The sequence below is a fragment of the Bacillus sp. 3255 genome (assembly GCF_031456485.1).
Taxonomy (GTDB): Bacteria; Bacillota; Bacilli; order Paenibacillales; family NBRC-103111; genus Paenibacillus_E.
This window is the reverse complement of sequence record NZ_JAVDUS010000026.1, coordinates 35,777-62,131: the sequence shown is the minus strand read 5'-3', so window position 1 is coordinate 62,131 and position 26,355 is coordinate 35,777. Positions and strand designations below refer to the sequence as shown.

Below are 26,355 nucleotides of genomic sequence, written 5' to 3'. Positions count from 1 at the left end.
TTATGCAGTTTGTGAACGATGGGCCATCGCAGGCGCTGCCTTTGCTTTTTTCGCAAATACAACGATAATATCAACTACGAGTGCAATAGCCGCGATCATAAGCAGGAACCCAACCTCTGTCCCTACGCCGGGTCCGCCGAACAAAATGTTCATTAATCCGTTGACCGCATACGTTGCGGGAAAAGCATTGCTTAAAGAATGATAGAAGCTCGACAATAGCTCTCTCGGTACGATGGCTCCGGACGATACGAGCTGCAGAGACAACATCGCGATGTTAAATAGCATACCTGCGTTCCCAAACAAAGTCAAAAACATCTGAGCAACAAAAGCGAAGGTCAGCAGGAACAAGGATTCGAATCCCCAAAGCGCCAAGAACCCCTTCTCCACATGTCCGCCCAAAGCAACGACCATCGAGGCGCTGATCAGGCCTACCACCACCGCGGCGACAACGGTCAAAGCCAAACGTGCTCCCAGTTTACCCCGTTTGCTTACGGAAGCCCCAAGTATATTCGTAGAAACGCTGAAATTCATTCCCATAATCATAGTACCTACGATCGATGCCAGCACAAGCATCATAGGAAGCATCTGATTAGGCATATCTTTTACCTTATTCGTGCTTTGAATATCGGAGGTTACTTTCGCAGCCAAGCCCTGCGCAATGGTCCCCGCTTGATCGGCAGGAAGATTCGGGTTCATCTGAGTAAGCACTGCGGTAGCTCCTGCCGCTACAGCTTCTTTATTCACGGTTGCCGTAATATTGGCGGCTACTGCCTGCATGACGGACTTCGTCATTGAAGGGTTCGACTCATTGATTGTATAAGAGATCGGAGCCGTTTGCCCCGGTGTTTGCAGCTTTTTGGAGAAGTCCGCTGCGATGTGCATGACCATCTGAACGTCGCGGTTATTCAGCATCTCTTGCGCCTGGTCGTTCGAAGCTATCAGCTCCGTCTGGAACGGCAGGTTCCCTTGCAAGTTGCTTACCACTTTGCTGCCCAACCCCTGATCCTCGTTCACAATGGCAATCTTCAAATTTTTCGTGTTGTCCGTGACACCGTCGTATCCCGTCATCCAAATCAAGCTGAACAGCAATTGAAACGTAATTGCCGTAATAATTCCGACCTTCGTCGTGGCCTGCTTCAGGAATGCTCCCACTGCATGCTTCATATGATATACCACTCCCTAAAAATTAAATGACCGTTTTAATTAAACGTTTGTTTAAAGTATAATTCCTCGTTGAATCGCTGTCAACTCCCCCTTACAATAACATCCATCTTAATGAAGACTTATCAATACAATCACAAACAAAAAAGAGCCAGCTGCATACTGGCTCATCTTTCTCCCTTATTTCGATTTCAAATCCTCAATCGATTCAATATTCATATAAGAAGGAACAACTAATCCTAATTTAGTGCCTTTGAGATTAGCCCCCAAATCCTCAAATTTCCCTGAGAACTTATCGAAATAATCCTTATGCGTCGTCGGCAGCCAAGCCGCTACCAAAGCGTCGGCGCTTCCGTCCGAGATGCCTGCCCACATTGGACCCGCTTCTACTTGAAGCATATCCACTTTGTAGCCCAGCTTCTCTTCCAGCACCGTTTTCACGACATTTGTGCTAGCAATCTCGGAATCCCATGCCACATAGGCCAATTTCAGCTTTTTGCCCTTCTCTTGGGCGAGATCTTTCACCCAGCCATCCACTTTGGCGGCATTGTCTTTCACCCATGCGGACGCAGCTTCTTCCGGCTTATTGCCATCGGTGATCGCGGACATGACGACGGCCATTTCCTCCGGCGTCCATTCGAATCGATCCAGCATGGTATAGGCCGATGGGGCATCCTTTTTCAAATTACTGCGTACGATGGTGTGAATTTCTTCATCTTTGCCATAGACCCCTTTAGGGTCGCTCAAGTATTTGAGCTCGTATTTGGCGAACATCCAATGAGGTGTCCAGCCTGTCACGATAATGGCCTTCTTCGCTTTATAAGCCTTATCAAGAGCCGCGGTCATGGCCGCGCTTGATCCCTCAACCAGCTTCCACTCCTTCAGATCGTAATCCTTGATCGCCTGAGCGGTTTGCTTCATCAAGCCTGCTCCGGGATCGATTCCGATAATTTCATGGTCAACCTGGCTGCCGATGCTCGCCTCGGACGATGTCGATGCTTCCTTGGCGCACCCTGTCATCACAACGACGGCTAATATACTTAAACATGCCATAGCTTTGATTTTATTTTTCAGCATTCTTACACGCTCCTTTTTCTTTTCAACATATACTGGGTCATACGATCGAGAAGTATGGCTAATACGACAATGGCTAAGCCTGCTTCGAACCCCTGGCCTGTCCGAATTTGCGTGACAGCGCGATACACATCGGCTCCGATGCCTTGAGCTCCAATCATGGAAGCGATAACGACCATCGATAAGGACAGCATGATGGTTTGGTTGATGCCAGCCAGAATCGACGGCATCGCTAGCGGGAATTGAAGTTTGAACAACTTCTGCGCAGGTGTGGAGCCATAAGCATCCGCGGCTTCCACTAAGTCCTCCGCTACTTGACGAATCCCCAGATTGGTCAGTCTGATCGTTGGCGGCACTGCGAAAATAACGGAAGCAATGACGCCGGGAACGACTCCAAGCCCAAAGAAGGTAACGGCTGGAATCAGATAGACGAAGGCCGGCATCGTCTGCATGAAATCCAAGAGCGGTGTGACGATACTGCGAACCTTATCGCTTTGTGCACACCAGACGCCAAAGGGAATGCCGATGATGATGGAAATCAGTGCGGAAGTGAGCACGAGTGCCAACGTATCCATCGTATGGCTCCAGAAGCCTAAATTATGAATCAGCCATAGACCTAGCGCCGCGAAAATGGCGAATGTCCACCGCCCCAAATAAAAAGCCAATATGGTTACGAATCCGATGAGTATGAAAACCGGTATGCCCTGAAAGACTAACGATAAGGCGTTCACGCAGCCTTCAATGCAAGTGGAGATGAATTGAAAGAGGCCAGCCAGATGCGCTTCCAGTTGATCTACGCCGAACTCCACCCATTCATCGAGCGGTATCTTGTTGATCATCCCTGTTTCCCTCCTCTTTCATGACAGGCTGTCCGGCTAATGCACCAAGAACGGCGCCCCGAACGATTACGCCAATAATTCGATTCGTTCTATCAACGACAGCTACGGGATATTTCGAAGTGCCGCATATTTCAAATAGTTCATATAACATTTGCTCAGGCGAAACGGTGGGAACTTCCCGGATTACGATGTCCTCGAGCGTTTTCCCGAGCCGCACAGCTTCGGAGGCGTCCTCGGCCGTGATGACACCTAGCAGTTTTTTACCGCGGTCAACGACAAACAAGTTGGAAATGCCGCTCTCACGCATCAGTTGAAGTGCTACCCTAGGGCCTCTGTCCAAACCAACCGTTTCCGGTCTGCGCATGACGGACGAGGCCGTCAAGACTTTGGACAGGTCCACGTCTTCAACGAATCGCTCTACGTATTCATTCGCAGGGTTCATCATAATTTCTTCCGGTGTCCCGATCTGAACGACGCTCCCATCCTTCATGAGCGCGATTCGATCTCCGATCCGAAGGGCTTCATCCAGATCGTGCGTGATGAAAATGATCGTTTTCTTCATTTTATCCTGCAGCTCCAGCAGTTCGTCCTGCATGTCTTTGCGGATCAGAGGATCCAAGGCGCTGAAGGCCTCATCCATCAAAAGAATATCGGGATCATTCGCCAGCGCTCTGGCCAGTCCTACCCTTTGCTGCATGCCGCCGCTTAACTGGGACGGCATACTGTCCGCCCATTCTTGCAATCCGACAAGACTCAGCGCTTCCATCGCTTTCGAGCGCCTCTCCTTCTTGCTCTTCCCTTGAACTTCGAGTCCGTACTCCACATTCTGCACAACGGTTCTGTGAGGAAATAAGGCGAATTTCTGAAATACCATGCTAATCGTCTCTCTACGAACACGGCGAAGCTCCTCATCGTTCATTTCGACAATATTTTTGCCGAGAATGTTGATGATCCCTTTGGTAGGTTCAATTAACCTGTTTAACAGCCGGACAAGTGTTGATTTGCCGCTGCCTGACAGCCCCATGATGACAAAGATTTCACCAGGTTGTACGGAAAAGCTGACTTCGTTGACCCCCACTGTATGCTTCGTTTCCCTGTAAATCTGCTCTTTGGAATACGCCTTGGTCATTAGCGGAAGAACAGACTTGGGATCTGGCCCAAATACTTTGGTTACCTGATGCACATCAATAATTGCCACACGCTCACTCCTTTCTGTATGCGTTAATGCCCTGCATCCTTCTTAAGTGTATAGAACTAAATTGCGTTATGTCAACCGTAAATTCAGTTTAATCCGTTTGTACAGAAAAAACTGTACGTTATAAACTGTATTCTCCATCAAGCTCCAGTATGCTATTCGATGACATTCTTTACTTTATTAAATTTGTTTTTTACAATAACGTTGTACACATGAAGGCAGGGTGAATGATGGCATGGAACAACTACACAACATCAGCTCCGAACAGGAACTGGTTATTCACAAAGCTCGCAAACGCGTCATTGAATCTATTGGCAAGAATATGGATCTCTATGGCATCTCCCAATCAATCGGACATTTATACGGACTGCTCTTCTTTCAAAACAAACCGATGACCCTGGACGCCATGGGAGAAGCGATGGAAATGAGTAAAACCAGCATGAGCACAGGCGTGCGTACGCTGGTTGATTTGAAAATGGTAAATAAAGTTTGGGAGAAAGGATCTCGCAAAGATCTTTATGAGGTGGAGTTGGACTGGTTCCAAACGTTTGCCGATTATTTCTCATTGAAGTGGCGCAAAGCGTTGGAAATCAATCTTAGCACTCTCCGCAAATCCAGGCTTGAACTTAGCCAGCTTGGTCAGCAGTTCCCGGACGATACAGAGCTGCATGCCGTCTTGCAAACGGATATAGCCAAAATCGATGAGGCGATTCGATATTACCGGTGGCTTGACCGGCTTATCGACTCTTTTGAAAACGGGGATATTTACAACTTGGTGCCGAAAGAGCTGCCAGATGAGAAATAAATTCTAAAAAATACCGCTCACAGAAAAAAGAGCCTTCGCAGGCTCTTTTCTCATGATTTAATCTAAAAGTCCGCTCAGCTCCGGCGATTTGACCGCCTCCGGTTTGTTCCCGGGAAGTAAGCCAAGCCGCTGCGTCATCTGCGAGCTGATATCCCCGAGGCGTTTGGTATGCTCCGTCGCCGACTGGATGATCGTCCGGTTGGACTGCTCGAACATATCCAATGCCGTAAATAGGTCGTTCATCCCCCGCTCGATGGAGTCCATTTGCAGCCCAGGCTTCCCGAGGAGCTCGTTCGTTCTCTGCGTCGTTTCTTTGAGCAAGCGCGAGTTGTCCTCAAACATCTTGTTCAAGGTAGCGTTCGCCGAGTTGACGGCATCGATCGTCTGCACTTGATCATCGATGGCCATAGAGATCATCGCGGATACGGTAAGCAGATTTTGCGTTTTGTCGATGGTCGCATCGACGGCATCAATCAGTTTATCGTTATTGTCGTTAATAATGTCCGTGCCGGCAATGGCCTGCTGGTACAGAATGACCATCTCTTGGAACGATTGTATACGCGTCACGACCTTGCGAAGCCCTCTCTCAAGGTGCGTTCTGCGGTGTTCGTTCTCCGGCTTGGCAATCTCCTGTTCGAAGAGCTGCTTCAAATTCTCGCCCATGGCGATCCGCATTTGCAGGTTATAGACGGATTCCAGTGAGTTTTTCTTCAAGGTCTTCATATAAGCCATATTTTCTTCGAGCGTTTCTTTGCCGTTGCGCAGAGATTGCACGATGGCGTTGACGTTCGTTTTCACGGACTGATACTTGTAGATGTAGTTCTTGAGAGGCGTTTTCTTCAGCATTTTATCGAAAAAGCCAAGCTGTTTGCTCTTACTCAGCGCATCGATCTCGGTGCGAAGCTTCACGATATTGTTCTGAACCTCCGAGCGCTTGCCCGACATCAATTCGTTGACCGGACGCTCCAGCATCGCCAGGTTCTGCCCGGCCTGCTCCATCGTTTTGGACCCCATCCGTCCGATGGAATCCATCAGGGTCTCCAGCTCCATCGTATCGGTGGTCGAAACCTTCTGAAGCAGTTGTTGCGCTTCCTGCTCTACTTTTTGCAAGTCCGTCGACTTCAGTTGCACTAATTGGGTTGACATGGTTCGTACGTTCCTCCTTTAGTCTGTTGAACGATAGCGCTGCTGGATAAGCTCCATTCTCGTCTGCAATTCAATTAAATCTTTCTGCTCGATGGTTTCTACATACGAAGAAAGTTTGGAATCAATATCTTTAATTCCGGTAAGCAGCAGCCGGCGATTTAACCGCTTCGCTTCCCCGCCAAGCTTGAGAAACGGGTTGATGGCGCCATTCAGGTCTTTGAAAATCAATCGTTGTATGTTGTAGTTCATGTTCGCGTCATTCAATTCCTTCAGTTGGGGAATGAGCCGGCCTACTCGCGAGAGCAAGCTGAGCGCCTTCTCGACGATCTCATTATCCAGCGCATGCTTCTGGCCTTCGGAAATAATCATTTCCTCGAGCACATGAATATACTCGGCGATCGGGTCCCAGAACGGATCGCTTTCGCGCACCGGTTCGACCGTCGCCACGGGCTCTTGCTTGGAACCTTGCGCAGCAGCCGGCAGCTCCGTTGCGGATTCGCCTGCGGCATTCAGCCTGCTCTTCCTCTGCTGCGCGGCTGCCTGGAGGCTTAGAACGTAAAGACTGCCTATGGCAAATATAGTCGGGACTAATAAATTCAGTGCGTCGGGCACATAGTGGCCTGTTATGAGACTAGCTACATATCCGGCAATGGATACGCCTATAGCGATTTTGAATTTTAGTTGCACGATACTCTCCCTCCCAATTCATTTACTTGAAACCCTTCTATCCTTCTGCCATGTTCATTTTCATAGAGTATCAAACCTAATTATACCTTACCGATGAGAACTTTACACATTCAATGTTTAATGCCCCGAAATATATAGAAAAAAAGAAGGCCACCGCGGCAGCTCCGGGCTGCATCCATGACCTTCTTCCCTTATTTAACGGCGTTTATTTCATAACGCTTTTCAGAACATCGTCAATCATTTGACTGTTAGCGATCGTTCCGGTATACAACCAGCTGGAGTTGTTATCGAAGTCGTAGACTTGCCCTTTTTTGACAGCTGGAATGCCTTGCCACACCGGCTCTTTCAAAAATTCTTCCTTCGTCACGCCCTTGCTGTTCACAATGAACAGATAGTCGGCGTCCAGCGTAGCCAGCTTCTCCGCAGAGAGAGGCAGCCAGTTCGCTGTTCCCGTTGCGGAGGCTTCTTTCACGACGTCGGGAACGTTCAGCCCCAAGTCCTTATACAGCACGTCTCCGCTCGACAGCTTCTCGCTGACGACATAAACGGCTTTGGCCGTCACCCACAATGCCGCGGCCTTCTGCGTGCCAACCGCTTTCGCAAGCTTTTCTTTGGCATCCTTCACTTTCGCATCGTACTTATCCAAAGCTTCCTTGGCTTCCTTGCTCTTGTTAAGCACTTCGCCGATCGTCAGCAGCTCTTGGCGCCAGTCATTGTTTTGCTCGCCGCCAACCGTATAGGTCGGAGCAATTTTGGCATATTGCGCGTATTTGTCACCGGCAACGGTCTCCGCACTGTCCATAATGATCAGATCCGGTTTAAAGCTCATGACCGCTTCAAAAGGCAGATCGAACGGGATCGGCGGAATGCCGTTCAAATCTTTCTGCAAATAATTTTGCACGGACGTAGTCCCTTTATTAATGGACCATTGCGCAACCGGCTTAACGCCCAGTGCGACAAGATGATCCTCCAAGTATGTAGCAATAACTCGCTGCGGATTAGCCGGTACCTTCACTTCATGGCCTAACGCATCTTTAAGAACCCGTTCCGCTCCCGATTGCTCTTGGGCTGCGGAGGTGGATGCCGGCGCTTGTCCGCTGTCCGCAGGACTTGGCGAGCTGCCGCAAGCCGTTACAAGCAAGGTCAGGCTTAATAGTAAAATGAATGCAATGGACGGTTTGGAACTTCTGAACATCGGTAATACCCCTTCACTCCTGTATTGAGAATGATTCTTATCCTCAATCATAGTATGCCCTTCCGGCGCATCGAATGCAATGGAAGATATAGACATCGGGAATGGATTATTCAGACGCTGTACAGCATGCTGCTGATTTTCTTTATAGTGAACCGGCGCATAGCCGGTATGCTTCTTGAACGTGCGGCTGAAGAAATAAACATCCTGATAGCCCACACCGGATGCGATCTCCTGCAGCGAAGCGTCGGTTTCCAACAGCATCTTCTTAGCTTGCTCCATCCGGTAACGAATCAGATAATCGATCGGGCTCGTGTTCAGCCAGGTCTTGAACATCCGGGTCACCTGCCTCGGCGAACAGTCCAACACGTCGGCCAACCGTTCCAGCGTAATCGGCTCCGCATAGTGCTCATGCAGGTAGCGCAGCGCTTGCGTGGCAGGCTGCCCGCTATGCATGGGGACATTCTGCTCGTGAAGCTGCTGCATCAGTTCATAGATGAAGTCGTACAGGAGCGTCTTGGCGTGCAGCTTCGCCAGTTTGCCGGGGCTGTTCCACGCCCGCTCCAGCTGTTCCAGCTTCCGGTAGAGCAGAACCGGCAGCTTCGGCAGGAAGCTGTACTGCAGACTGAACGGATTGCTGCCTCGACTATCGGGCGATTTCCATTTATCCTTGAGCGCAGGCAGAGGCACGGATGCCTTATAGAGCACGAAATAATACTCGAACCCTTCCTCCGTCCGTTCTATGTCCAAGTAGCTTCCTTTCCCGCCATGCAGCAGATGGAATTTCCGGAGGAGGTGTTCGCGCTCATCCAGCCTGACGACGGTGCGCCCCTGCAGCGCGAACACAAAGGCATTGGACGGTAACCGGTACGCCCGCAGCGCTTCGCCCGATGTCATCTTCACATGCCGGACATCCATGATTCGGATCGCGGCTTGATACCATATTTGTAATAGTTCCTCCAGCTGCATGTCCTCCGCCATGTTCTTGCCCCCTTATCGTATGCCCATATTATAAAATAGGGAGCCAATGGAAAGCTATCCTGATGCTATAAATCAAGCAGGTTCGCCAACGAGGAAGAAGCCGTTTATGGAGTCATGCTTAGGCGGGGCTGATCCGCCGCTACCGTGCTTTCGCTATCCCCAACTTTTAAAGCATTTACATTCTTCAAAACAATAGGCTCATACGAGCCGGCTAGTACCGCTTATATCACAAAAAAATAACCCTTACAGGACTGGATGCCCGGTTCGGGTTACTTTTTTCCTGAATATTAATATTTACAAATGCCGCGTGTAATGATGACAAGCAAAATAAAGAGGACCAGAATGCTGCCGACATTGTTATAGGAGCTGACTTTGGCTACTGGTGCTGCGGCAACGACCGCCGGTTTAGGGAATACGAACGAAGTCTGTTGGTAGGAAGCGTGCAAGTGAATATCGTTATGAACCGGTTTCTGAATAATAGGCGCTGGCGCTGGTGCAACGGGCATTGGCATGGGAACAGGCATCGGCATCGGCATTGGCGCCGGCATCGGGGTCGGTGCAGGCATTGGGGCAATTGGATACGTTGGTTTTACAAACTCCATAATTGGAGCACCTCCTTAGAATAATGAAGCATTTAACCTCAGGGTTGTAATCGTTTAGGTTGGGTGAATAGCTTACAACATCAGTCTATGGGGGAGCACCTACAACGAACACGGTAAACACCCAGTTTGCCCGAAAATGGTTGCCTATCATGGGCGAACGAGCCTCCGGCATCCGCCTGCTTGTACAGGACAGGTGTCCTTGCAGGCATAGATGCCCCTTTATCCTCACATAAAGGCATCAGCGTCCGTTAGCGAGCGGAGCCCTGCCGAACAGCGCAAAAAAACGGCGGTCAGGAACGATTCCCGACACGCCGCCAGCGCTTATACATATGGATTATTGTCTCTTTCGAAGCCAATCGTCGTTTTGCCGCCGTGTCCCGGATAGACAACGACATCGTCGTCAAGGAGGAACAGCTTCTCTTGGATGGAATCCAGCAGCTCGTTGTTGTCACCGCCAGGCAAATCCGTCCGGCCTACCGACAGCTTGAACAGCACGTCTCCGCTGAACAGTTGCTTTTCGTACAGGAAACTGACGCTTCCCGGCGAGTGGCCCGGGGTATGGAACACCTTGAGCTGGATGCCCAGGAACTCCAAGGTCTGCCCTTCATCCAGCGCGTACTCAGCCGGCTCGGTCTCTATGAGAACGCCTAGCTCAGGCCAGCGCGCGGAGCCGTTCTTCTTCGGATTCGTCAGCCAGTCCGCTTCCAGGTCGTGCACATACACGGGACAGTTTTTGAGCTTGCGAATCTCGTCGACACCGCCGATATGATCGAAATGCGCATGCGTCAGCAGAATTGCCTCGATATCCAGATCGGCAATTTTTTTGAGCAGCGCCTTAGGGTTCATCCCGGGATCAATAATAATGCCTTTCTTCGTTTCCGGATTCGAAAGTAAGTACGCGTTGGTGCTAACCGGACCCAAAACAAAAGTTTCTATGTTAATCATATGTCCTCACCCTACATTCTTTCATTCGCTTAGAACGACTCGATTAGGTCGCGTAGTTCTTTCACGATAACGGCGTGATAGCCGTTGCCTTCGCCGTATTGACGTCCCATTTCGGCTCTGGCGACTTGAATTTTCTCATTATAGTCAGGTGCTTCACGATCCGGATTCTCTTTCTTGAACTGCGTCATCACCGCTTGCACATGCTTCGGACGAGGTCCCCAATGGCCAAGTACGAAACCGCCCGTATCCGTGAACACAACGACCGGGATGGCACGGCCGCCGCCTGTCAGGAACTGATCGATCACATCGTAGTTTTGCTCCATAATGAGCACTTCTACCGGCACTCCGCTGTTCTCCAGCGCTTTGAATACGACAGGCACGTTGCGGACAACGTCTCCGCACCAGTCGGCAGCAATAATGACACAGCGCAAATCGTCGCGGTTATTAAGGGAATCGAAGTATTCCTTGTCGCTTTCATTATCCCATTCGAATCCATTGTAATAGGCCAGGAATTGCTCTTTATTTTTCTCCATGCTGTCAATGAATTGTTGCGGCTTTAAGCCTGTACGCAGCTTGCTCGCGAGATTCGTACTCATCGTTACTCAGCCTCCTAAGATCGTGATTCTTCATCGTTATTGTAACAAATTGAATCGAAAGCGCAAATGCAGGAAATTACGTTCTGCCCTTTCTTTTCAAATAAAGTTGGTAGCCTACATATAGAACTGTCAAAATCACTGCTGCAATGATAAGAGGTTTAATATAAGGACCCGCGATTTCGTCAATCTTTTCCCAGTTGTCTTTGAGCTTCATGCCCAGATAAACATAAATTATTGAATAAGGTACTAAAGCAAGAGCCGTATACAAAGTAAATTTGCCAAGCGGCATTCTCGCCATTCCCCCCGGCAGGGAGATAGCATGGCGAACGATGGGAATGAATCTGGCCGTGAACATCATGCCCATACCGTAGCGATTGAACCATGATTCTGCAACGTCCAGATGATGCTTGCTGATTAGCAAGTACTTGCCGTACTTCTCCAGGAAAGGTCTGCCTCCGTAGCGTCCGATCCAATACAGCACTATTTGGGCTAGCGTCCCGCCAATAACCGCACAAACGATGGCTCCGACAAAATTAATTTCGCCTTTGGAAACCAGATAGCCGGCATAAGCAAGAAGCAGCTCGTTCGGAATCACTTCCAGCATTAATCCAAGGAATATTCCCCAGTACCCTAGCCCTTCCAAGTAGAGCAAAACATTGTGAATCAACTCACCCATCATGAACCCTCTTTCCCCTAAATTATCCAAATCCTAATCTATCTCATTCTATCACAGACAGGCTCCAATCAACCACTTTCATGCTGAACATCGGCGAAGCAAGCGATCAAATGCTCTTTGCAAGCTTTCACCGGCGCGCTCAAATCTTTGCCTGCGCGATGAATTAACCCATGCCGGAGCGGAACGGCCGACTCGCTTGCCAGCCGCAGCAGCTTCCCGGCCCGCAACTCCTCCCGCACAGCCGTCAGCGGCAGCATTGAGAGCCCCATTCCGTGCATCAGCGTTTGCTTGACCATCTCGGAGCTGTCGAATTCGAGCGAGGGCCATGCGCTATGCCCTTTGTCCGTCAGGCACTGGTCGGCCATCGTCTGGTAGATGCAGCGCCCGCCGAAGCCGATAACAGGCAAGTGCGCAGCCGCTTCCCACCCGTCCCGCTCGAGCAAACGCACCAACGGAGGCGCTCCGACCCAAATCAACTCATCCTCTATAAGCGGGATGAAGGTGAGCTGGCGTTGTTCCGGATCGCGCGGCACGATGCCTAAGTCCACGCGGTAAGCCGCCACCTCCTGCGTAATATCGCGGTGAAAGCCGGTTTCCAGCTGCAGCTGAATCTGCGGATAGTGCTCGAACAGAGACGGCAGCCATTGCGGCAGGTGCGGCACGCAGAACGACTCCAGCGCACGAAGGCGCACGATCCCTTTCGGCTCCTGCAAGCCGCTGAGCTTATCTTGCAGCGACTCGCCGAGCTGCATGTACCGGTATGCAAAAGGCGCCACTTCACGGCCTGCAGCCGTCAGCTCCACGCCTCGCGGCAATCGTTCGAACAATGTCTGCCCCAGTATCTGCTCCAGCTGATGGATATGCATCGTTACCGTCGATTGCACATAACCCAGCTTAAGCGCAGCCTTGCTGAAGCTCTTCTCCTCCATCACCGTAATAAATGTCTTCAGACTGCGTCCGTCCAACTGCTCGATCATGGTGCTCCCCCTATCCATCGGTAACTCGAATACCTCTTATCGTAATTATTCGTTTCTCAAATACCTATAATCATGATAGCATCGGAACAACGATTAGAAAAGAGGAGTGAAACCCAATGTCAACTTCGGAGCACATCGCTTCCGCATCTACATCAACATCAGCATCAGCATCAGCTTCCGCACCAGTCTCAGCCTCTACCGCCACCGTCCCTTTCACCATCGCCCGGCGGTTGGGCTTCTTCCTCCCCGGCATCGGCGGCTTTCTCGCCATCCTGCTCTGCAGCGCAGCCGGCGACCTCGCGCGCGTCCCGCTGCTCATGGCGCCCTTCGGCGCATCCTGCGTCATCGCCTTCGCGCTGCCGCATAGCCCGCTCGCGCAGCCCCGCAGCCTCATCGGCGGCCACGTGCTGAGCACGCTCGTCGGGCTCCTCGCCCTCGCCGCCTTCGGCGTGCACGCGTGGAGCCTCGCTCTCGCCGTCGGCGCCGCCATCACCCTGATGCAGCTGACGCGTACGCTGCATCCGCCCGCTGGCGCCGACCCGTTGCTCGTGATGCTCAGCGGCGCGAGCTGGGGCTTCCTGCTCACGCCGGTCCTGCTCGGCGCTGCGCTGCTCGTCCTCGTTGCCCTCCTGTATCACCGGGCAACCGGCACCCGCTATCCCAACGCGTGGTGGTAGCTTATTCATACGGTGACAAGCTCCCGCATAGGATGTACAAGTATGTTTGTACAGGAGGCGGGCTTCGATGTCCCAAGTATGGATTATTAAGCGCAAGCATCTTTATCTGGCAGCCCTTGCCCTGCTGCTCGTCCTCTCCGGGGTCCTCTACCTGAACCGGAGCAAGATCGTTCCGACGATGGCGGAGCCGGCAGCGGAGAGAACGATTCATATGGTTGTCGGCGAGTTCAAATCGACGACCAAAGACGGCAAAACGATCGAATCGTACCGCTGGGATCCGGGCACCGTCCCGATCCAGAAGGGCGAGCGGATCAAGTTGAGCATCTACGGCGTCAACGGGGAGAGCCACCCTTTCCTCATCGAAGGGCTGAACATTAGCGGCGAAGTCAAAAAGGGGAAAGAAACCGTCGTCCACTTCACCGCCGATCAGGAAGGCACGTACCGGATTATTTGCATGTCGCATGCGGATATTGCCCACAACGGGCCGATGATCGGGTACCTGGTCGTGGATTAAACGAACTGTGAAGAAGCAAATGCGGCAAGGCATCCGCACCGAACTTGGGCTCCGTAGGTTGGCGCCCAAGAGTGGCTCAACGCCTACTCTCTGCATACACATAGCATAGAGGAGTGTGGATGCCGTCATGATCAACAACAAGCAGAATGAAAAACATAAACAGCAATTCCCCAACGCACGCAGCATTCGAAGAGCATGCAGCAAAGAGCTGTACCGGACCGTCAAACGGTTGAAGGTATGGCTCACCCCCGAACAAATCAAAGAGGCCGAGGAGCTTTATGTCAAAAAGGTGATGCTCAATCTCTCCTTCATCGTGGAGAACGGTTCCAACCGCAAAGCGCTGTCCGACTGGTTCGACGTCAACGTCGGGCCCGAGATCGCTCCGATCTGGAACGTCGAGCTTGCCGCATTGAATCATGCCTTCCGCGATGCGTTCGGGGGCTAACTATTGAAATGCCCCTGTTGTTAAACTTGTTTAACAATGGGGGCGTTCATTTTTTATGGGCGGGTTAGTTAAGTGACTGTGTGGTTCTGTGAATCCGGGGGGATGGTGCGCGCAACTTTGGAGCTTTGGGGCCGTGTAGCTTTGGAACCTTGGATACTGTGGCTTTGGAGTTATAGAGGTCTGTAACTTGTAACCTTGGACACTGCGACTTTGGAGCTTTGGAGAACTGTAGTAACCTAGCGACTTTGCAGCTTTGTAACTTTAGAGATCTGTAACTTGTAACCTTAGACACTGCGACTTTGTCACTTTGGAGATCTGTACCTTGTAACCCTGTGGACTTCTGCACTTGTAACCTTGGACTTTGCAACTTTGGAGCTTTGGAGACCTGTTAACTTGTGACCTAGCGACTTTGCAGCTTCGGCCCTTATACCGTAACGGGAATTTCTCCCGCTAATCGCATGAATATATTCCCAATTGAACGAATAGAGGGAAATTCTCCAGTTAATCCGCACACTTTTTAACAAAAATCAGTAAACTCAAGCTAATTAACGGTAGTTTTTCCTCTTAACAGGGCTACGGCGTTGTAAAAGGGGGCATTTAGCGGGAGATTTTCCTGTTATGGACGGGAAAGACGGTGACGCGATTAAGGAGCGGTGGAAAGCATCAGGGAAACAGAGCAGTCTTAGAAACTACCAGGCGAACCTGTGGTTTCTTTAGGTTTTGACCATGTCTGCACTAGACGAATTTGCCCTCCACCTGCCCGCCTGATTCATTCTATTTGAAAAATCATATACATTCTTCGATTTTGACGGGAAATCGGTAATTCTATTTGAAAAATAGAATACATTTTTGATTTTTACCGTTAACTCGAAGATTCTACTCGAAAAATCGTATACATTCACATAGGCGTCAGCAATCAGGAGGTTGCGGCCGAGTGCGCCTACGACTTGGTGTCTATGGCATGGTGTCTGTGACTTGATGGCTGTGGCATCTCGTCTACAACTTGATGTTTGCGGCATGCAGTCTACGACTTGGTGACTGTGGCATCGCGTCTACGACTTACATCTACAACTTGATGTTTGCGGCATGCAGTCTACGACATGACGCCTACAACATGGCGTCTGCTGCACAGCCTCCGTGGCCAAACATTACCCCCGGCCAACAACGGCGTCGCCCCGACAAAGGCCTTCCGCTCCGCCCATCTCTCGCACAAAAACAAAGGGGTAACCTCCCGGTTACCCCTTTGTTAATGCTTACTTATACTCAGGCAGCCAGCTTCCGTGCGCTTCAATAAGCTCGTCGCACATCGCCACGATATCGTCCATCGACAGCTCTGCCGAAGTATGCGGATCCAGCATAGCAGCATGGTAAATATGCTCGCGCTTGCCGGTGATAGCTGCTTCGATCGTCAGGAGCTGCGTATTGATATTCGTGCGGTTAAGCGCCGCAAGCTGCGGCGGCAGGTCTCCCACATAGGTTGGTGTCACGCCGTTGCGGTCAACCAGACAAGGCACCTCCACGCACGCCTCGCGCGGCAGGTTCGTGATCAGGCCGGTGTTCATCACATTGCCGCCGATTTTGAACGGAACATCCGTTTCAATCGCCTCGAAAATGTAGGAAGCATACTCATGCGAGCGCTCATGCTTCAAGTTCGCATCGTTCACGAGATCCTCGCGCATTTGTTTCCATCTGCTGATCTGGTTCACGCAGCGGCGCGGGTACTCGTCGAGCGGAATATTGAACCGGTCGATCAGCTCCGGATAGTTCCGTTTGATGAAATACGGATGGTATTCCGCATTATGCTCGGAGGACTCCGTAATGTAATAGCCGAATTTCAGCATCATTTCGTAGCGCACCATGTCATTGTGCTTCTCTTTTTGCTTCTCTGCGGCGCGTCTCTTGATTTCCGGGTACAGGTCGACTCCGTCCTTCGTCACTTCAAGCAGCCACGCCATGTGGTTGATGCCCGCGATTTTGGACTTAACGCCTGCCGTATCAATGCCCAGGTGCTTGAACATGTGCGGCACGCAAACCTGTACGCTGTGGCACAAACCAACCGTATTCACGCCGCCATACGTGTTCATCACATTCGTCAGCACGGCCATTGGATTCGTATAGTTGAGGAAAAGGGCATCCGGACACACCTCGCGAATATCGGCTGCAAAATCAAGCATAACCGGAATCGTGCGCAAATTGCGGAAAATGCCCCCGATCCCAACCGTATCGGCGATCGTTTGGCGCAAGCCGTACTTTTTCGGAATCTCGAAATCCGTAATCGTACATGGATCATATCCACCTACTTGAATCGCGTTGACCACATACTTCGCTCCTCTAAGAGCTTCCTTGCGGTCTGTATACGTTGTGATGACCGATGTGCTGCCGGACGTTTTCTTGATATTATTGAGCATGTTGGCCGAATCCTGCAGCCGTTCATGATCGATATCAAAAAGAGCGAGCTCAAAGCCTTGCAGGGCGGGAGTTTGCAGGCAGTCCCCAAGTACGTTCTTTGCGAAAACCGTACTACCGGCACCGATAAATGTAATCTTGGACATGTGTGGATACCCTCCAATTTGTTATCGTTTTCAACATCTTCACTATAGCCCAGGGCGACTGAAAATCATATGGATTGAACGAACCCTTATATGGACATTTGTAGTTTATTGATGTACCCTAAAACAAAAACCAGTCGAGGTTCCCATGAATCCGGATCATACCTATTTCACCGTCGGCATCAATCCTCATGAAAGCAACAGCGAGCTGTCCGTGCTCTTCAGCGGCGAGGGCAAGCCCCTCCCCTTACATAACACAGGTCCCGGGGTGCACGATTACTATCTCGTCCATACCGTGCATGCCGGATTCGGGACGTTCGAGCTGCGAGGCCGCACCTACGCCTGCAAGGCAGGCGACACCTTCATCATCTATCCCGGGGAGCTGTTCAGGTACACGGCCGACAGCGAGACCCCCTGGCATTACTCCTGGGTTGCCTTCACAGGCCGTGCCGCCGGCATGACGCTCTCGCAGATCGGGGCTTCCCCGCACGATGCCGTCATCTCGGGCGGCTCGCCCCGCCGCATTCGGCATCTATACCGCCGCATCCGCTCCTCCTTCCAGCATTCGCCGCATCCGGCGCTGGAAGACATCGAGGCCGCCGGCTGGCTTCGACTGCTGCTTCGCGAGCTAGGGCGGGCCAACGATCCTCTGCTGAAGGCGAGGCCTTCAACCGTAACGGAAATCGATCGGCAGGTCAGCCAGGCAGTCCGCTATTTGGAGCTGCAGTACACACAAGCCGTCTCCATAGAGCAACTGGCTCGCACGCTGGGCTATCACCGCACGTATCTGTGCAAAATGTTCAAGCAAGCTACAGGGCTGTCCCCCATGCAGTATCTGCTCAAAATCCGCATGGAACGCGCCAAACAATTGCTGGAGACGCCCATGACCATCGACCAGGTTGCCTCTTCGGTCGGCTTTAACGATGCGCTGTATTTCTCCAAGCAGTTTCATAAGTGGAGCGGCTATGCACCTTCGGTATACCGGAAGGAGCGGAAGTGAAACGGCGCCTCTAGCGTCCCTTAACACCACATAAAAAAAAGCCCCCCGCCCCAAGGGGCAGAGAGCCATGCTGTGCGTAGCGTAGCGTAATCTAAATCTCAATATCAACAATCAAGCTATCCTCTCGGCCGACTTCGCGAATATACGCAGCAACCGCTTGGTGCTCAGGGTTAGGACCATATGCCTCTAGCGCAGCCCGATCCTCGAATCGAACCGACAGCACGACTTGATACCCTTTGTTTTTCTCGGAAAAGTTAATTCCCGCCTGAATATCGACGATGCCCGTCAAATGAGCGCGCAGCGCTTTGAATCGGTCGCACACTTCCTGCAGCTGCTCCTGCGTCGTTGTGTCGGCGAATTTCACAAGTACAATATGATCGATCATTCAAGACAACCTACTTTCCTTCTACGATTTGGCGTGTTAAACATTAACGCTACTAACTATAGCAGGAAGTTGTACGCCCGTCGACAGGAGAGGAGCCGTTAATCCGGTGCACACGCGCTGACTGCCAGCAACCTGTCCAGCCCCCGAACACGCGCAGCTTCAGCCGCAAGCTACATCCTCGCCAGCTCGGCAATCCGGGATGATAAAATAACATGGTCACCGGCCTCCCCCAGCTTGGCCGAAGCTATCAACCCGGCGGCGATCGTGGTGGCGTGAATGGGCCGGTATGTGCGAAGTCCGCCAATCATCAGCGGCGAGATCGCCCGTGAAGCCAAGCCGCCCAACTGCTCGCCGACGCGCGTCTCGTCCCGGTCTCCCAGAATCAGTGAGGGGCGCAGCATATAGAGGGAGCGCAGATTCAGCCCCCGGAGTCCGTGCTCGACGTCCCCTTTGACCCGATTGTAGAAGATGGACGAGGCGCTGTTCGCCCCCATCGCCGTGACAATCGCGAACACCTGCGCCCCGCCCCGGCTGGCGATCTCCCCGAGCTGCATCGGGTAGTCGAAGTCAACCCGGCGGAACTGCTCTTGGGAGCCGGCCTTCTTAATCGTCGTTCCCAGCGTGCAGAAGACATGTGCACCCGCCATGACAGCAGGCTCCATGACGGCATCTAAACGGCTGAAGTCCGTCATGAATGGAACAAGCTTCTCATGTCCCCGAAGATGACCCGCGCCGAAGTCTCTGCGCACCAATGCGATGACTTTGTCATATGCCGAATCCTCCAGCAGCAGCCGGAGCAGCTCACGCCCTACCAACCCCGTACCTCCCGCTACAATCGCTGTCGTTCCCACTATTCCGCGCCTCCCTGCATTTATACTTCCCAATCTTCCCGCAGCTTCGCATACAGCTGAGCCAGGAAAGCGGCAGCCTCTCCGTCTCCAACCTTCAGCCCTAATTTCTTGGCCAAATAGTGCGCAATCGGCGCCGCCAGCTCAGCCAGCTTCCTATCGGCCATCGTAGGCACCCGCTCCACCCATGCCTGCAGCAGCTGCCAATCGCTTGCCGTGATGTCCGGCCTCAGCGATTCATCGATATCCAGCAGCAGATCCGGATATTTTTTGTGGGCTATGGCTTTATCGAGCTGCTTTCGCCGCTTCATCCGTTCAAACCGGGCTTCGATCACAACGATCGTACCGGCAACCATATCACCGATCCGCTTATCCTTCGGGCTCAGCACAATGCTTAGCGCGCCTAGGAAATATAGGGACGGCAGCATATCCAGCAAGCGAAACAGGTTGCGGATGATAATCGATAAGAGCGTAGCCGATTGTCCGTTATTTTGCAGCACGCGCAGTCCCCGCCATCTTTTCCCCGGCGTCTGTCCGCCCATGAACGCTTCCGTGCCGACGAAGTAGCCCAGGTTCAACACAATCCATAAGACGATGGTAATGGCGATCATATAATCGGCGGCGCCCGGCAGCCAATCTCCCGAATACAGCCTGCTCACTAACAATACGAACAGAAACAATATGCAATTAACCACAAGTAAAATAAGGCCATCCAACAGGTGCGCCACCGCTCGGCTGCCGATCCCGGCCGTCTGAAACTGCAGTTTCACCTGTTCGGGGGTAATGATCGTTACTTCTTTATCCAGAGACTCCGTCATAGCATCTCCTTAACATTTCAAAATTATGGTAATCACGCTCTTGCCTATGATAAAATGAACAATAACTTTTCCAACGTACCGGACCCTAGGAGGCATTCATGGACATCACGCGCTTCATCCGCGAGCACAAATCGCAATGGACAGAGCTTGAAGAGCTGCTGCTGCAGCTGAACCGAAGGAAACGCGGTCTAAGCGCCAGCCATGTGAACCGTTTCACGAAACTTTACCAAGCGGTCTCCGTTCACTTGGCCACGCTGCAGACCCACTCGCCTGCAGGCGAAACAACTGTATATTTGAACCATCTCGTCTCCCAGGCGCACAATGCCTTGTACCGGGAAAGCAACCGAAGCGGCACCCAGCTCAAACAATTCTTCCTGCAATACTTTCCTTCACTGATCCAAGCCAGGGCCGCCTTCATACTCTTCGCGCTCGTTCTTTTCCTGCTTGGAGGGCTGCTCGGCTTCCTGTCCGTTTGGCACGACCCGCTCAATCTGTCCCTGATTATGCCAGGCGCGATCGCCGATAACATCGATCCTTCCAAAACGGCGAATCCCCGCGGCGACTTACATTCGCCGCTTGTGTCAACCGCCATTATGACGAATAACATCCGGGTCGCCGTCCTCGCCTTCATCAGCGGCGTGACGCTTGGCATCGGAACCGTCTATCTCATGATCAGCAATGGGCTTCTCGTTGGTGCGTTAGCCGCCGTGTTCATGCATGCTGGGAAGAGCTATGTATTCTGGGCCTACATTTTGCCGCATGGGATTATCGAGCTTACGGCTATTTTCATCGCCGGCGGAGCCGGCTTGTATATGGGCTATCGCTTCTTCGTGCCGGGACCTTATCCGCGCAAGCTGCTTTTCCTGGAGTCAGCCAAGGAATCGGCCCAACTGCTGATCGGCACGATTCCCTTGTTCGTCATCGCGGGGATCATTGAAGGCTACATTACGCCCTCAACTCTGTCGCTGGAGATGAAATATCTCATAGCCGGCGTCACGTTACTGCTGCTGGCCGTCTACTATGCGTACGGCATTCGTCATAGAGCGAATATCCGCGCCAACACATTCGCAGGCCCTCCTATAAGCGATCGCGAGCTTTCAAATCCAAATACGCATTAACGGCGCTCAGCGTCAACCGGTCGGCGGGGACATCCATCACAGGGATGCCTCTGCCGGCCATTTCGCTTACATAGCCGTAGCGGTCAGTCGCCATCCGCTGCGCCACGCTCTGCAGGTAAGCCTGACGGCTGTCCTCGGCGCGAATGCGCGCCCATTGATGCAGCAGCGGATCCTGCAAGGACAGGAGCAGCACATGATGGCTTCTGCGGAGCCGCTGCACATAAGGCAGCATTTCCTCGTTGTGCAGATAGCTTTCCATATCGGAGAACAGAGCGATTAACGAACGCTTCCTCAGGAAGCGCAGCACATGGGAGAAAGCGACCTGCGGGCTCGATTCCACGAAATCGGTACGCAGATCGAACACAGCCTTCGTTACTGCCTGCAGATGCGCAAGCCCTTTCCCCGGTGGTACATACACCTTCACCTGATTCGAGTAAGCGACGAGCGCGACCTGGTCCCCCTGTTTGAGTGCCACGGCGGCTAACGTTAAGGCGGCTTCCAACGTCCGGTCCAGCTTGACCTGACCCTCCAGCTCAATGGCCATCTGTCTGCCGCAGTCAAGGACGATCGTGACAATCTTGCCTTTCTCCGGCTGGTACAGGTTCGTCATCAGCTTCGTCGTCCGCGCCGACGCCTGCCAATTGATATGCCGGACATCATCCCCCTGCACATAATCGCGGATATAGTGGAACTCCGACCCGCTCCGCTGCTTCTTGAACAAGCGGTGGCCTTCCAGAATCAACGTGTCCTGGGCAGCCCCAAGCACGCCCCTTACCTGCGATAAGTCGGGATAAATCTCGATGACGTCGGCCGAGCGGAGCCTCGCCTGCTTCTTCCACAGGCCTAAGCCGCCCCAATAACGCAGATCGATATGTTCCAAATCGTACCTGCCTCGTTCCATGGCCATCGCCGTATAGCGGTAAACCGCCGTCATTCCGCGAAAGGTGCCGCTTAATATCCCGTTCGGCGTACGAAACGCAGCCGGCAAATGATCGATAAGCTCAACTTCAACGTTCGCTGACCCGCGCTCCGCATACTCAAGCTCCAGTCGAATCTCCACAGAGCTCCTCACATCCGCTTGCTCCGGCAGTGACCGGCGAACCCGCCAAGCGCTGCGCTTGGGCAGCAAGGCCAAGTCGACGCCGCTGAGGACGATTAACAGCGCATTGCAGCTCCAGAAAACAGGCATAACCGCATCCGCGAAAGCGGCAGCGACCATGACGGCTGCGCCGACGGCAACGAGCAGAATGAAGCGGCGTGTCGGCACGATGAATTCCTGGAATACGAATTTATCGAGGAACCGGAATAGAGCCGAGCGTTTCTTGGATGATGTGGTCACTTGTCCCGCCCTCCAGTTCCGCTTGCGGGGTCAACAGCAGCCGGTGCCGCAGCGCAGGCCGCGCGACAAGCTTGATATCGTCCGGCGTGACGTATGCCCGTCCATCCAGCAAAGCCCAAGCTTTGCTGGCCATGAGCACGGCAATCCCGGCGCGCGGACTTGCGCCCAGTTGAACCCGTTTGGATTCGCGGGTTTTGCGAATAATCGTAGCCATGTAGGTGTACAGCGAATCCTCTACCACCACTTCCGCCAGCTTTCGCTGCAGCTGGATGATCCGCTCGGGCGTCAGCACGGCGGCAAGCGCCCGCTCCTCCTGCTGCTCATGAAACGGCACATGCCCCCGAAGGATCGCCACTTCGGCCTCTTCGCCCGGGTAGTCCAGCTGAAGCTTGAACATGAACCGGTCGAGTTGAGCCTCCGGCAGCGGATACGTCCCTTCGTATTCGACGGGGTTCTGGGTAGCTACGACAAAAAATGGATCCGGCAGTCTGTACGTATGGCCCTGAATCGTCACCTGCCGCTCCTCCATCGCTTCCAGCAGAGCCGCTTGCGTTTTGGGACCGGAACGATTAATTTCATCAGCCAGCAAAATATGAGTGAAGACGGGACCCTTGACAGTGGCAAATGTCTGGTCCTGCATCTGATAGATCACACTGCCTGTAATATCGCCCGGCATCAAATCCGGCGTAAACTGGATACGGCGGTATTCGCCGCCCGTTAACTGCGCGAGCGTGCGCGCCATCTTCGTCTTCCCGAGACCCGGCACGCCTTCCAACAGAACATGTCCGCCCGCCAGCAGGGCGGTAACGAGCAGCCGGGTGTTCAGCTTCTGGCCGAACACGTGCTGCTCCATCGCTTGTATAAGTTCATTCACTTGCGTTCACTCCTTCTCCAAGTAGGCGATCATTTCGCCCATCTCCCGCGTTCGCTGCACGAACGCCTTCGCGCCGCCGCCCTCAGCCGGCGGCTCCTCCAGCAAGCGCGCCAGCTGCGCCGCTTGCGCGGAAGACATGCGGCCGCGCGCAGCCTCCGCGGCCTCTGAAGCATCGGCGCTGGGGCTGAGCCCCCAGCGCCGGTGCAGCAGCTGCCGCAGGAACAGCTGCTGGTGCCCGAGCGCCTCGCGCCTTGCGCCGAGGCGTTCATACCAGGCGGCGACGGCGTGTACGCCTTCGTCGCCGCGGCGGACCGTCCACGCCCGCGGCGTGTGGACGGGGCCGAAGCGCTTGCCGCGCAGCCAGAGCCACAGCGCCAGCGCCAGGCCGAGCTGGACGCTGGCGATGACGAGCCACGCCGGATAGACGGCCAGCAGTCCGGGCTTCGTCCCGTAGCCGTGGTGCGTCTCATCGATCCACACGGCGTCCCAGGACTTCGCGAACAGCGGCCAGATCAATTCGAAATGGGACGCTTGATCGACGTTCCCATTCTGCAGCCACTGCGGTGCCAGCACGACGGTGATGGTGCCTGCACCCTCCCGGATGCGGCTGGCGAGCACGCCATGCTCATCCTCGAACAGCACCTCGGCGTTACCGTTCGGGTTGAGCCGGTAGGACGTGTCGACGACACCCGTCAGTGTGCCGGCGCCCGGGACATAATCCGGCGAGACCCGTATCGCCGAGAGCTCCGCTTCCGGTTCCGCACCGCCTTGCGTTGCAGCCGCTCCGCCCTCTTCGTGAACATCGGCACCGCTAATCGGAACCGTTCCCCATGACGCCCAGCCGGCCGGATTCCGGTCGAACAGGATGACATCATGGCCGGCTTGTACCCACTGAAGCAGCTGCTCGCGATCCGCCTTAGTCACGCCCGACGGCTGAACGACAACCAGCAGCGCAGAAGCACCGCTGGGCAGATTCTTCCAACTCAGCCGCCATTCCTTAACGGCGTGCTGCTTCGTGCCAAGCAGCTCCCTCCAAGCTTTGGTGCCGTCGACATCGGTGGAGAAAGACAAATAAGGTGCCTGATCGGGGAGCTTGGGTTTCACCAGCCAATAGCCCAGGCAGAGAAACACGACAATGCTGAGAGCAAGTCCCACATGAAGCTTATTCAGCCCCTTCCGCATCCGCGCCGCCCCCCTTTCCGCCTATCGCCCCGGCAACCTGTTCGTACAGCCATGCAAATTGCCCCTCGCTAACCGCTTCTTGGCCATACCAAATCCGCTCGAAGAGCAGCGAGCTCTCTTGAAATAACGGAACAAGCGATGAAGCCGACCGTTCCAGCTCCTCCGCATATTCCCAGTTCGTCTTCCATTTCTCTACCCGAATCATACGCGCATCTTCCATATAGAACAGCAGGGATAAGAAGACGGCTCGCACGCCTTCTCTCCATGCTCCCTCGTTCCTTAGCCCTGCCGATTGTTCCCAGTAAAAGCGGTAGGAACGGCTGATTTCGCCTTCCGGCAAGAACGCCTGCGAACGGATCCGCTTCTGCCGCACGATTTGCTTCATGAACCAATAGATCGCAAATCCGGCCACGCCGAGCAGCACGATCGCAACGCCTACGGTCAGCCAATCGGTCACGGAATCGGACATCTTGAAGTCGGGCAGCCAACTTTTTATTTTACGGAGCAGAGGCTCCAGCCATGTCCAGATCGATCCGTTCTGCTTGGCTTCATAAGCCGTGTATTCATCCTTCTGCAAAATTTGCAGCAGCTGCTCCTTGTCGTCTTGCACAGAGAGTACGAAGCCGGTCTTAGTCATTCTTTTTATCCAAATCGATCTGGAACGGTTCCGAATCCTCCGTACCCGCAGGAATCGTGCTGTCGATGAGCGATTGCAGACCCAAACCTTCATTGCGTATCCGCAAATCGAAAAAGCTAACCGCATAAGGCAGGTACCACAGCGCCATCGTCAGGATGGTAATTAAACTTTGCAGCAGCTGAGCGCCTAGCCCTGTGCCAAGCAGAGCTCCGATAACGAGCTGAATGACGATCAGGAACACATACAGAATGAGTGTAAGCACCACGTACATGCCGAATAACCGCCAGAAGCTGCGCCGCGTTAAGTTCCAGCTGAGACCGATGCCGATCGAATCCTCTCCCAGCGCTACGAAAGGCAAATAGTAGCACCAGCGAATGAAGAAGTAAGCGAATGTGATAAGCGATCCTAACCCTACTGCGATAAAAAATATAATCGAGAACACCAGCGCGCCCCCGCCGAATCCGCCGACCGCATTCGAAAAGCCGCTGCCAAGCGCAAAAACAACCGCAAAAATAATAAGAATAATAGCTAATCCCATATAAATGCCGACCAAGATGAGTCCGTCCAGGAACGTACTGCCGGCCAGCGGCCAGAAACGAGCGAACGACTTCTTCAAGAGCTGTCCCAGCGTAGGCGTCTCTTCGCCATACAGGTTGGCTTTCACCAGATGTACGACCGATGCGATCGAAGCCGGCATAAGACCCAGCAGCATGATCGGCAGCAAGATCAGTACGAACAAAAGCATTTTCCCTATGTAGGCAGGATCGTACTGCTCAGGGTTATTTTGCAGCAGAGGCGATCCGGGTCCGAACATCTCTTCCAATGAACCGCCATTGCGGATATAATCAAGCACCGTATTTGAAGTAACGGCTGTTTCCTGGTATGTAAGCAAATGCTGCAGAAGATAGAACGGACCGTAAAGAATCAGCATAACCGTCGTTAATACCATAAAATGTTTACGGTACAAATGAAAGCTCCGATCCAGAATTCTCCCGATTCCCATCGGTCTTAAAGCTGTGTTTTGCATGGTTAACCCCCTAAATGTTGGTAATTCGAATACCCATCGACTATTATACACCAAACGTTGGAATTT

Annotated in this window: 27 protein-coding genes; 6 read left to right on the top strand and 21 right to left on the bottom strand. The window is 53.0% G+C overall.

All coding sequences use genetic code 11. From position 1 onward, the window contains the following. The 4 genes from J2X61_RS31510 to J2X61_RS31495 form a co-directional block, all read right to left on the bottom strand. Positions 1-1,164 (bottom strand): YhgE/Pip domain-containing protein, encoded by a 1,164-nt coding sequence (locus J2X61_RS31510; protein WP_274472834.1) that lies wholly within the window; start codon positions 1,162-1,164, stop codon positions 1-3. Between the two features lie 177 nt (positions 1,165-1,341). After that, positions 1,342-2,238, bottom strand: a complete 897-nt coding sequence (locus J2X61_RS31505; RefSeq protein ID WP_310193827.1) for a glycine betaine ABC transporter substrate-binding protein — start codon at positions 2,236-2,238, stop codon at positions 1,342-1,344. A 2-nt stretch (positions 2,239-2,240) separates the two neighbouring features. Beyond that, positions 2,241-3,074: an ABC transporter permease gene (locus J2X61_RS31500; protein WP_310193824.1), complete on the bottom strand. Its 834-nt coding sequence runs from the start codon at positions 3,072-3,074 to the stop codon at positions 2,241-2,243. Next, complete coding sequence (locus J2X61_RS31495) at positions 3,049-4,272, bottom strand: quaternary amine ABC transporter ATP-binding protein (protein WP_274472832.1); 1,224 nt, start codon at positions 4,270-4,272, stop codon at positions 3,049-3,051. The genes J2X61_RS31500 and J2X61_RS31495 overlap by 26 nt, the downstream gene beginning before the upstream one ends. 232 nt (positions 4,273-4,504) lie before the next feature. Between J2X61_RS31495 and J2X61_RS31490 the strand changes: the two genes are divergently transcribed. Beyond that, positions 4,505-5,074, top strand: a complete 570-nt coding sequence (locus tag J2X61_RS31490) for a GbsR/MarR family transcriptional regulator (protein ID WP_310193819.1) — start codon at positions 4,505-4,507, stop codon at positions 5,072-5,074. A 57-nt stretch (positions 5,075-5,131) separates the two neighbouring features. Here the strand turns inward: J2X61_RS31490 and J2X61_RS31485 are convergent, their stop codons facing one another. The 8 genes from J2X61_RS31485 to J2X61_RS31450 form a co-directional block, all read right to left on the bottom strand. After that, positions 5,132-6,220 carry a toxic anion resistance protein gene (locus J2X61_RS31485; protein ID WP_274472830.1) on the bottom strand — a complete coding sequence of 363 codons (1,089 nt, stop codon included), beginning with the start codon at positions 6,218-6,220 and terminating at the stop codon, positions 5,132-5,134. A gap of 18 nt (positions 6,221-6,238) precedes the next feature. After that, positions 6,239-6,907, bottom strand: a complete 669-nt coding sequence (locus tag J2X61_RS31480) for a hypothetical protein (RefSeq protein ID WP_274472829.1) — start codon at positions 6,905-6,907, stop codon at positions 6,239-6,241. Positions 6,908-7,112: 205 nt separating this feature from the next. After that, positions 7,113-9,080 carry an ABC transporter substrate-binding protein gene (locus J2X61_RS31475; RefSeq protein ID WP_310193816.1) on the bottom strand — a complete coding sequence of 656 codons (1,968 nt, stop codon included), beginning with the start codon at positions 9,078-9,080 and terminating at the stop codon, positions 7,113-7,115. A gap of 287 nt (positions 9,081-9,367) precedes the next feature. Beyond that, a complete protein-coding gene (locus tag J2X61_RS31470) occupies positions 9,368-9,682 on the bottom strand; it encodes a hypothetical protein (RefSeq protein ID WP_274472827.1) in 315 nt (104 codons plus the stop codon). A 321-nt stretch (positions 9,683-10,003) separates the two neighbouring features. After that, entirely contained in the window at positions 10,004-10,627 is a 624-nt protein-coding gene (locus tag J2X61_RS31465; RefSeq protein WP_274472826.1) for an MBL fold metallo-hydrolase, read from the bottom strand. Positions 10,628-10,656: 29 nt separating this feature from the next. After that, positions 10,657-11,223, bottom strand: coding sequence for a thioredoxin family protein (locus J2X61_RS31460; protein ID WP_274472825.1), 567 nt, complete (start codon positions 11,221-11,223; stop codon positions 10,657-10,659). A 76-nt stretch (positions 11,224-11,299) separates the two neighbouring features. Beyond that, on the bottom strand, positions 11,300-11,902 hold the full coding sequence (gene uptA, locus J2X61_RS31455) for an undecaprenyl phosphate transporter UptA (protein ID WP_274472824.1): 603 nt from the start codon (positions 11,900-11,902) through the stop codon (positions 11,300-11,302). A gap of 65 nt (positions 11,903-11,967) precedes the next feature. After that, the gene (locus J2X61_RS31450) at positions 11,968-12,876 is read right to left on the bottom strand and encodes a LysR family transcriptional regulator (protein WP_310193813.1); all 909 of its coding nucleotides are present in this window, start codon (positions 12,874-12,876) and stop codon (positions 11,968-11,970) included. A gap of 116 nt (positions 12,877-12,992) precedes the next feature. On the opposite strand from J2X61_RS31450, the gene J2X61_RS36605 reads away from it, so the two are divergent. The 3 genes from J2X61_RS36605 (at position 12,993) to J2X61_RS31430 (ending at position 14,512) form a co-directional block, all read left to right on the top strand. After that, a complete protein-coding gene (locus tag J2X61_RS36605) occupies positions 12,993-13,553 on the top strand; it encodes an HPP family protein (RefSeq protein WP_483861670.1) in 561 nt (186 codons plus the stop codon). A 178-nt stretch (positions 13,554-13,731) separates the two neighbouring features. Next, positions 13,732-14,067, top strand: coding sequence for a cupredoxin domain-containing protein (locus J2X61_RS31435; RefSeq protein WP_396135527.1), 336 nt, complete (start codon positions 13,732-13,734; stop codon positions 14,065-14,067). A gap of 127 nt (positions 14,068-14,194) precedes the next feature. Continuing rightward, positions 14,195-14,512 (top strand): dehydrogenase, encoded by a 318-nt coding sequence (locus J2X61_RS31430; RefSeq protein WP_274472822.1) that lies wholly within the window; start codon positions 14,195-14,197, stop codon positions 14,510-14,512. Between the two features lie 1,253 nt (positions 14,513-15,765). Here the strand turns inward: J2X61_RS31430 and melA are convergent. Then, the gene (gene melA / locus J2X61_RS31425) at positions 15,766-17,064 is read right to left on the bottom strand and encodes an alpha-glucosidase/alpha-galactosidase (protein ID WP_274473374.1); all 1,299 of its coding nucleotides are present in this window, start codon (positions 17,062-17,064) and stop codon (positions 15,766-15,768) included. A 145-nt stretch (positions 17,065-17,209) separates the two neighbouring features. On the opposite strand from melA, the gene J2X61_RS31420 reads away from it, so the two are divergent. Next, positions 17,210-18,061, top strand: a complete 852-nt coding sequence (locus J2X61_RS31420) for an AraC family transcriptional regulator (RefSeq protein WP_274473375.1) — start codon at positions 17,210-17,212, stop codon at positions 18,059-18,061. A gap of 91 nt (positions 18,062-18,152) precedes the next feature. Here the strand turns inward: J2X61_RS31420 and J2X61_RS31415 are convergent, their stop codons facing one another. The 3 genes from J2X61_RS31415 to J2X61_RS31405 all read right to left on the bottom strand — a co-directional run bounded on the left by J2X61_RS31415 (position 18,153) and on the right by J2X61_RS31405 (position 20,112). Further along, positions 18,153-18,446, bottom strand: coding sequence for a Dabb family protein (locus J2X61_RS31415; protein ID WP_310193806.1), 294 nt, complete (start codon positions 18,444-18,446; stop codon positions 18,153-18,155). A 170-nt stretch (positions 18,447-18,616) separates the two neighbouring features. Then, positions 18,617-19,297 (bottom strand): NAD(P)H-binding protein, encoded by a 681-nt coding sequence (locus tag J2X61_RS31410; protein WP_310193803.1) that lies wholly within the window; start codon positions 19,295-19,297, stop codon positions 18,617-18,619. A gap of 20 nt (positions 19,298-19,317) precedes the next feature. After that, a complete protein-coding gene (locus tag J2X61_RS31405; RefSeq protein WP_310193801.1) occupies positions 19,318-20,112 on the bottom strand; it encodes an RDD family protein in 795 nt (264 codons plus the stop codon). A gap of 98 nt (positions 20,113-20,210) precedes the next feature. Here J2X61_RS31405 and J2X61_RS31400 point away from each other — a divergent pair, with 98 nt between their 5' ends. Further along, the gene (locus J2X61_RS31400; protein ID WP_274473380.1) at positions 20,211-21,230 is read left to right on the top strand and encodes a stage II sporulation protein M; all 1,020 of its coding nucleotides are present in this window, start codon (positions 20,211-20,213) and stop codon (positions 21,228-21,230) included. Here J2X61_RS31400 and J2X61_RS31395 read toward each other — a convergent pair. From J2X61_RS31395 to J2X61_RS31375, 5 genes are read right to left on the bottom strand one after another with little or no spacing between them, the layout of a single operon-like run. Continuing rightward, the gene (locus tag J2X61_RS31395) at positions 21,190-22,569 is read right to left on the bottom strand and encodes a DUF58 domain-containing protein (protein WP_310193797.1); all 1,380 of its coding nucleotides are present in this window, start codon (positions 22,567-22,569) and stop codon (positions 21,190-21,192) included. The two genes, J2X61_RS31400 and J2X61_RS31395, sit on opposite strands and share 41 nt — an antisense overlap. Next, positions 22,520-23,443 carry an AAA family ATPase gene (locus J2X61_RS31390; protein WP_310193794.1) on the bottom strand — a complete coding sequence of 308 codons (924 nt, stop codon included), beginning with the start codon at positions 23,441-23,443 and terminating at the stop codon, positions 22,520-22,522. Before J2X61_RS31390 ends, J2X61_RS31395 begins: the two co-directional genes overlap by 50 nt. A gap of 6 nt (positions 23,444-23,449) precedes the next feature. Next, entirely contained in the window at positions 23,450-24,625 is a 1,176-nt protein-coding gene (locus J2X61_RS31385) for a DUF4350 domain-containing protein (protein WP_310193792.1), read from the bottom strand. Further along, positions 24,606-25,262, bottom strand: coding sequence for a DUF4129 domain-containing protein (locus tag J2X61_RS31380; RefSeq protein WP_310193789.1), 657 nt, complete (start codon positions 25,260-25,262; stop codon positions 24,606-24,608). The genes J2X61_RS31385 and J2X61_RS31380 overlap by 20 nt, the downstream gene beginning before the upstream one ends. Next, positions 25,255-26,289 (bottom strand): hypothetical protein, encoded by a 1,035-nt coding sequence (locus J2X61_RS31375; RefSeq protein WP_310193786.1) that lies wholly within the window; start codon positions 26,287-26,289, stop codon positions 25,255-25,257. Before J2X61_RS31375 ends, J2X61_RS31380 begins: the two co-directional genes overlap by 8 nt. Between the last annotated feature and the right edge of the window lie 66 nt (positions 26,290-26,355).

Excerpts from the sequence above, each read along its gene's own strand:
- J2X61_RS31385 (WP_310193792.1), bottom strand. The coding sequence starts at position 24,625 with ATGCGGAAGGGGCTGAATAAGCTTCATGTGGGACTTGCTCTCAGCATT.
- uptA (WP_274472824.1), bottom strand. The coding sequence starts at position 11,902 with ATGATGGGTGAGTTGATTCACAATGTTTTGCTCTACTTGGAAGGGCTA.
- J2X61_RS31505 (WP_310193827.1), bottom strand. The coding sequence starts at position 2,238 with ATGCTGAAAAATAAAATCAAAGCTATGGCATGTTTAAGTATATTAGCC.
- J2X61_RS31485 (WP_274472830.1), bottom strand. The coding sequence starts at position 6,220 with ATGTCAACCCAATTAGTGCAACTGAAGTCGACGGACTTGCAAAAAGTA.
- J2X61_RS31510 (WP_274472834.1), bottom strand. The coding sequence starts at position 1,164 with ATGAAGCATGCAGTGGGAGCATTCCTGAAGCAGGCCACGACGAAGGTC.
- J2X61_RS31450 (WP_310193813.1), bottom strand. The coding sequence starts at position 12,876 with ATGATCGAGCAGTTGGACGGACGCAGTCTGAAGACATTTATTACGGTG.
- J2X61_RS31460 (WP_274472825.1), bottom strand. The coding sequence starts at position 11,223 with ATGAGTACGAATCTCGCGAGCAAGCTGCGTACAGGCTTAAAGCCGCAA.
- melA (WP_274473374.1), bottom strand. The coding sequence starts at position 17,064 with ATGTCCAAGATTACATTTATCGGTGCCGGTAGTACGGTTTTCGCAAAG.
- J2X61_RS31400 (WP_274473380.1), top strand. The coding sequence starts at position 20,211 with ATGGACATCACGCGCTTCATCCGCGAGCACAAATCGCAATGGACAGAG.
- J2X61_RS31380 (WP_310193789.1), bottom strand. The coding sequence starts at position 25,262 with ATGACTAAGACCGGCTTCGTACTCTCTGTGCAAGACGACAAGGAGCAG.
- J2X61_RS31475 (WP_310193816.1), bottom strand. The coding sequence starts at position 9,080 with ATGGCGGAGGACATGCAGCTGGAGGAACTATTACAAATATGGTATCAA.
- J2X61_RS31375 (WP_310193786.1), bottom strand. The coding sequence starts at position 26,289 with ATGCAAAACACAGCTTTAAGACCGATGGGAATCGGGAGAATTCTGGAT.
- J2X61_RS31435 (WP_396135527.1), top strand. The coding sequence starts at position 13,732 with ATGGCGGAGCCGGCAGCGGAGAGAACGATTCATATGGTTGTCGGCGAG.
- J2X61_RS31500 (WP_310193824.1), bottom strand. The coding sequence starts at position 3,074 with ATGATCAACAAGATACCGCTCGATGAATGGGTGGAGTTCGGCGTAGAT.
- J2X61_RS31405 (WP_310193801.1), bottom strand. The coding sequence starts at position 20,112 with ATGACGGAGTCTCTGGATAAAGAAGTAACGATCATTACCCCCGAACAG.
- J2X61_RS31470 (WP_274472827.1), bottom strand. The coding sequence starts at position 9,682 with ATGGAGTTTGTAAAACCAACGTATCCAATTGCCCCAATGCCTGCACCG.
- J2X61_RS31420 (WP_274473375.1), top strand. The coding sequence starts at position 17,210 with ATGAATCCGGATCATACCTATTTCACCGTCGGCATCAATCCTCATGAA.
- J2X61_RS36605 (WP_483861670.1), top strand. The coding sequence starts at position 12,993 with ATGTCAACTTCGGAGCACATCGCTTCCGCATCTACATCAACATCAGCA.
- J2X61_RS31465 (WP_274472826.1), bottom strand. The coding sequence starts at position 10,627 with ATGATTAACATAGAAACTTTTGTTTTGGGTCCGGTTAGCACCAACGCG.
- J2X61_RS31415 (WP_310193806.1), bottom strand. The coding sequence starts at position 18,446 with ATGATCGATCATATTGTACTTGTGAAATTCGCCGACACAACGACGCAG.
- J2X61_RS31430 (WP_274472822.1), top strand. The coding sequence starts at position 14,195 with ATGATCAACAACAAGCAGAATGAAAAACATAAACAGCAATTCCCCAAC.
- J2X61_RS31490 (WP_310193819.1), top strand. The coding sequence starts at position 4,505 with ATGGAACAACTACACAACATCAGCTCCGAACAGGAACTGGTTATTCAC.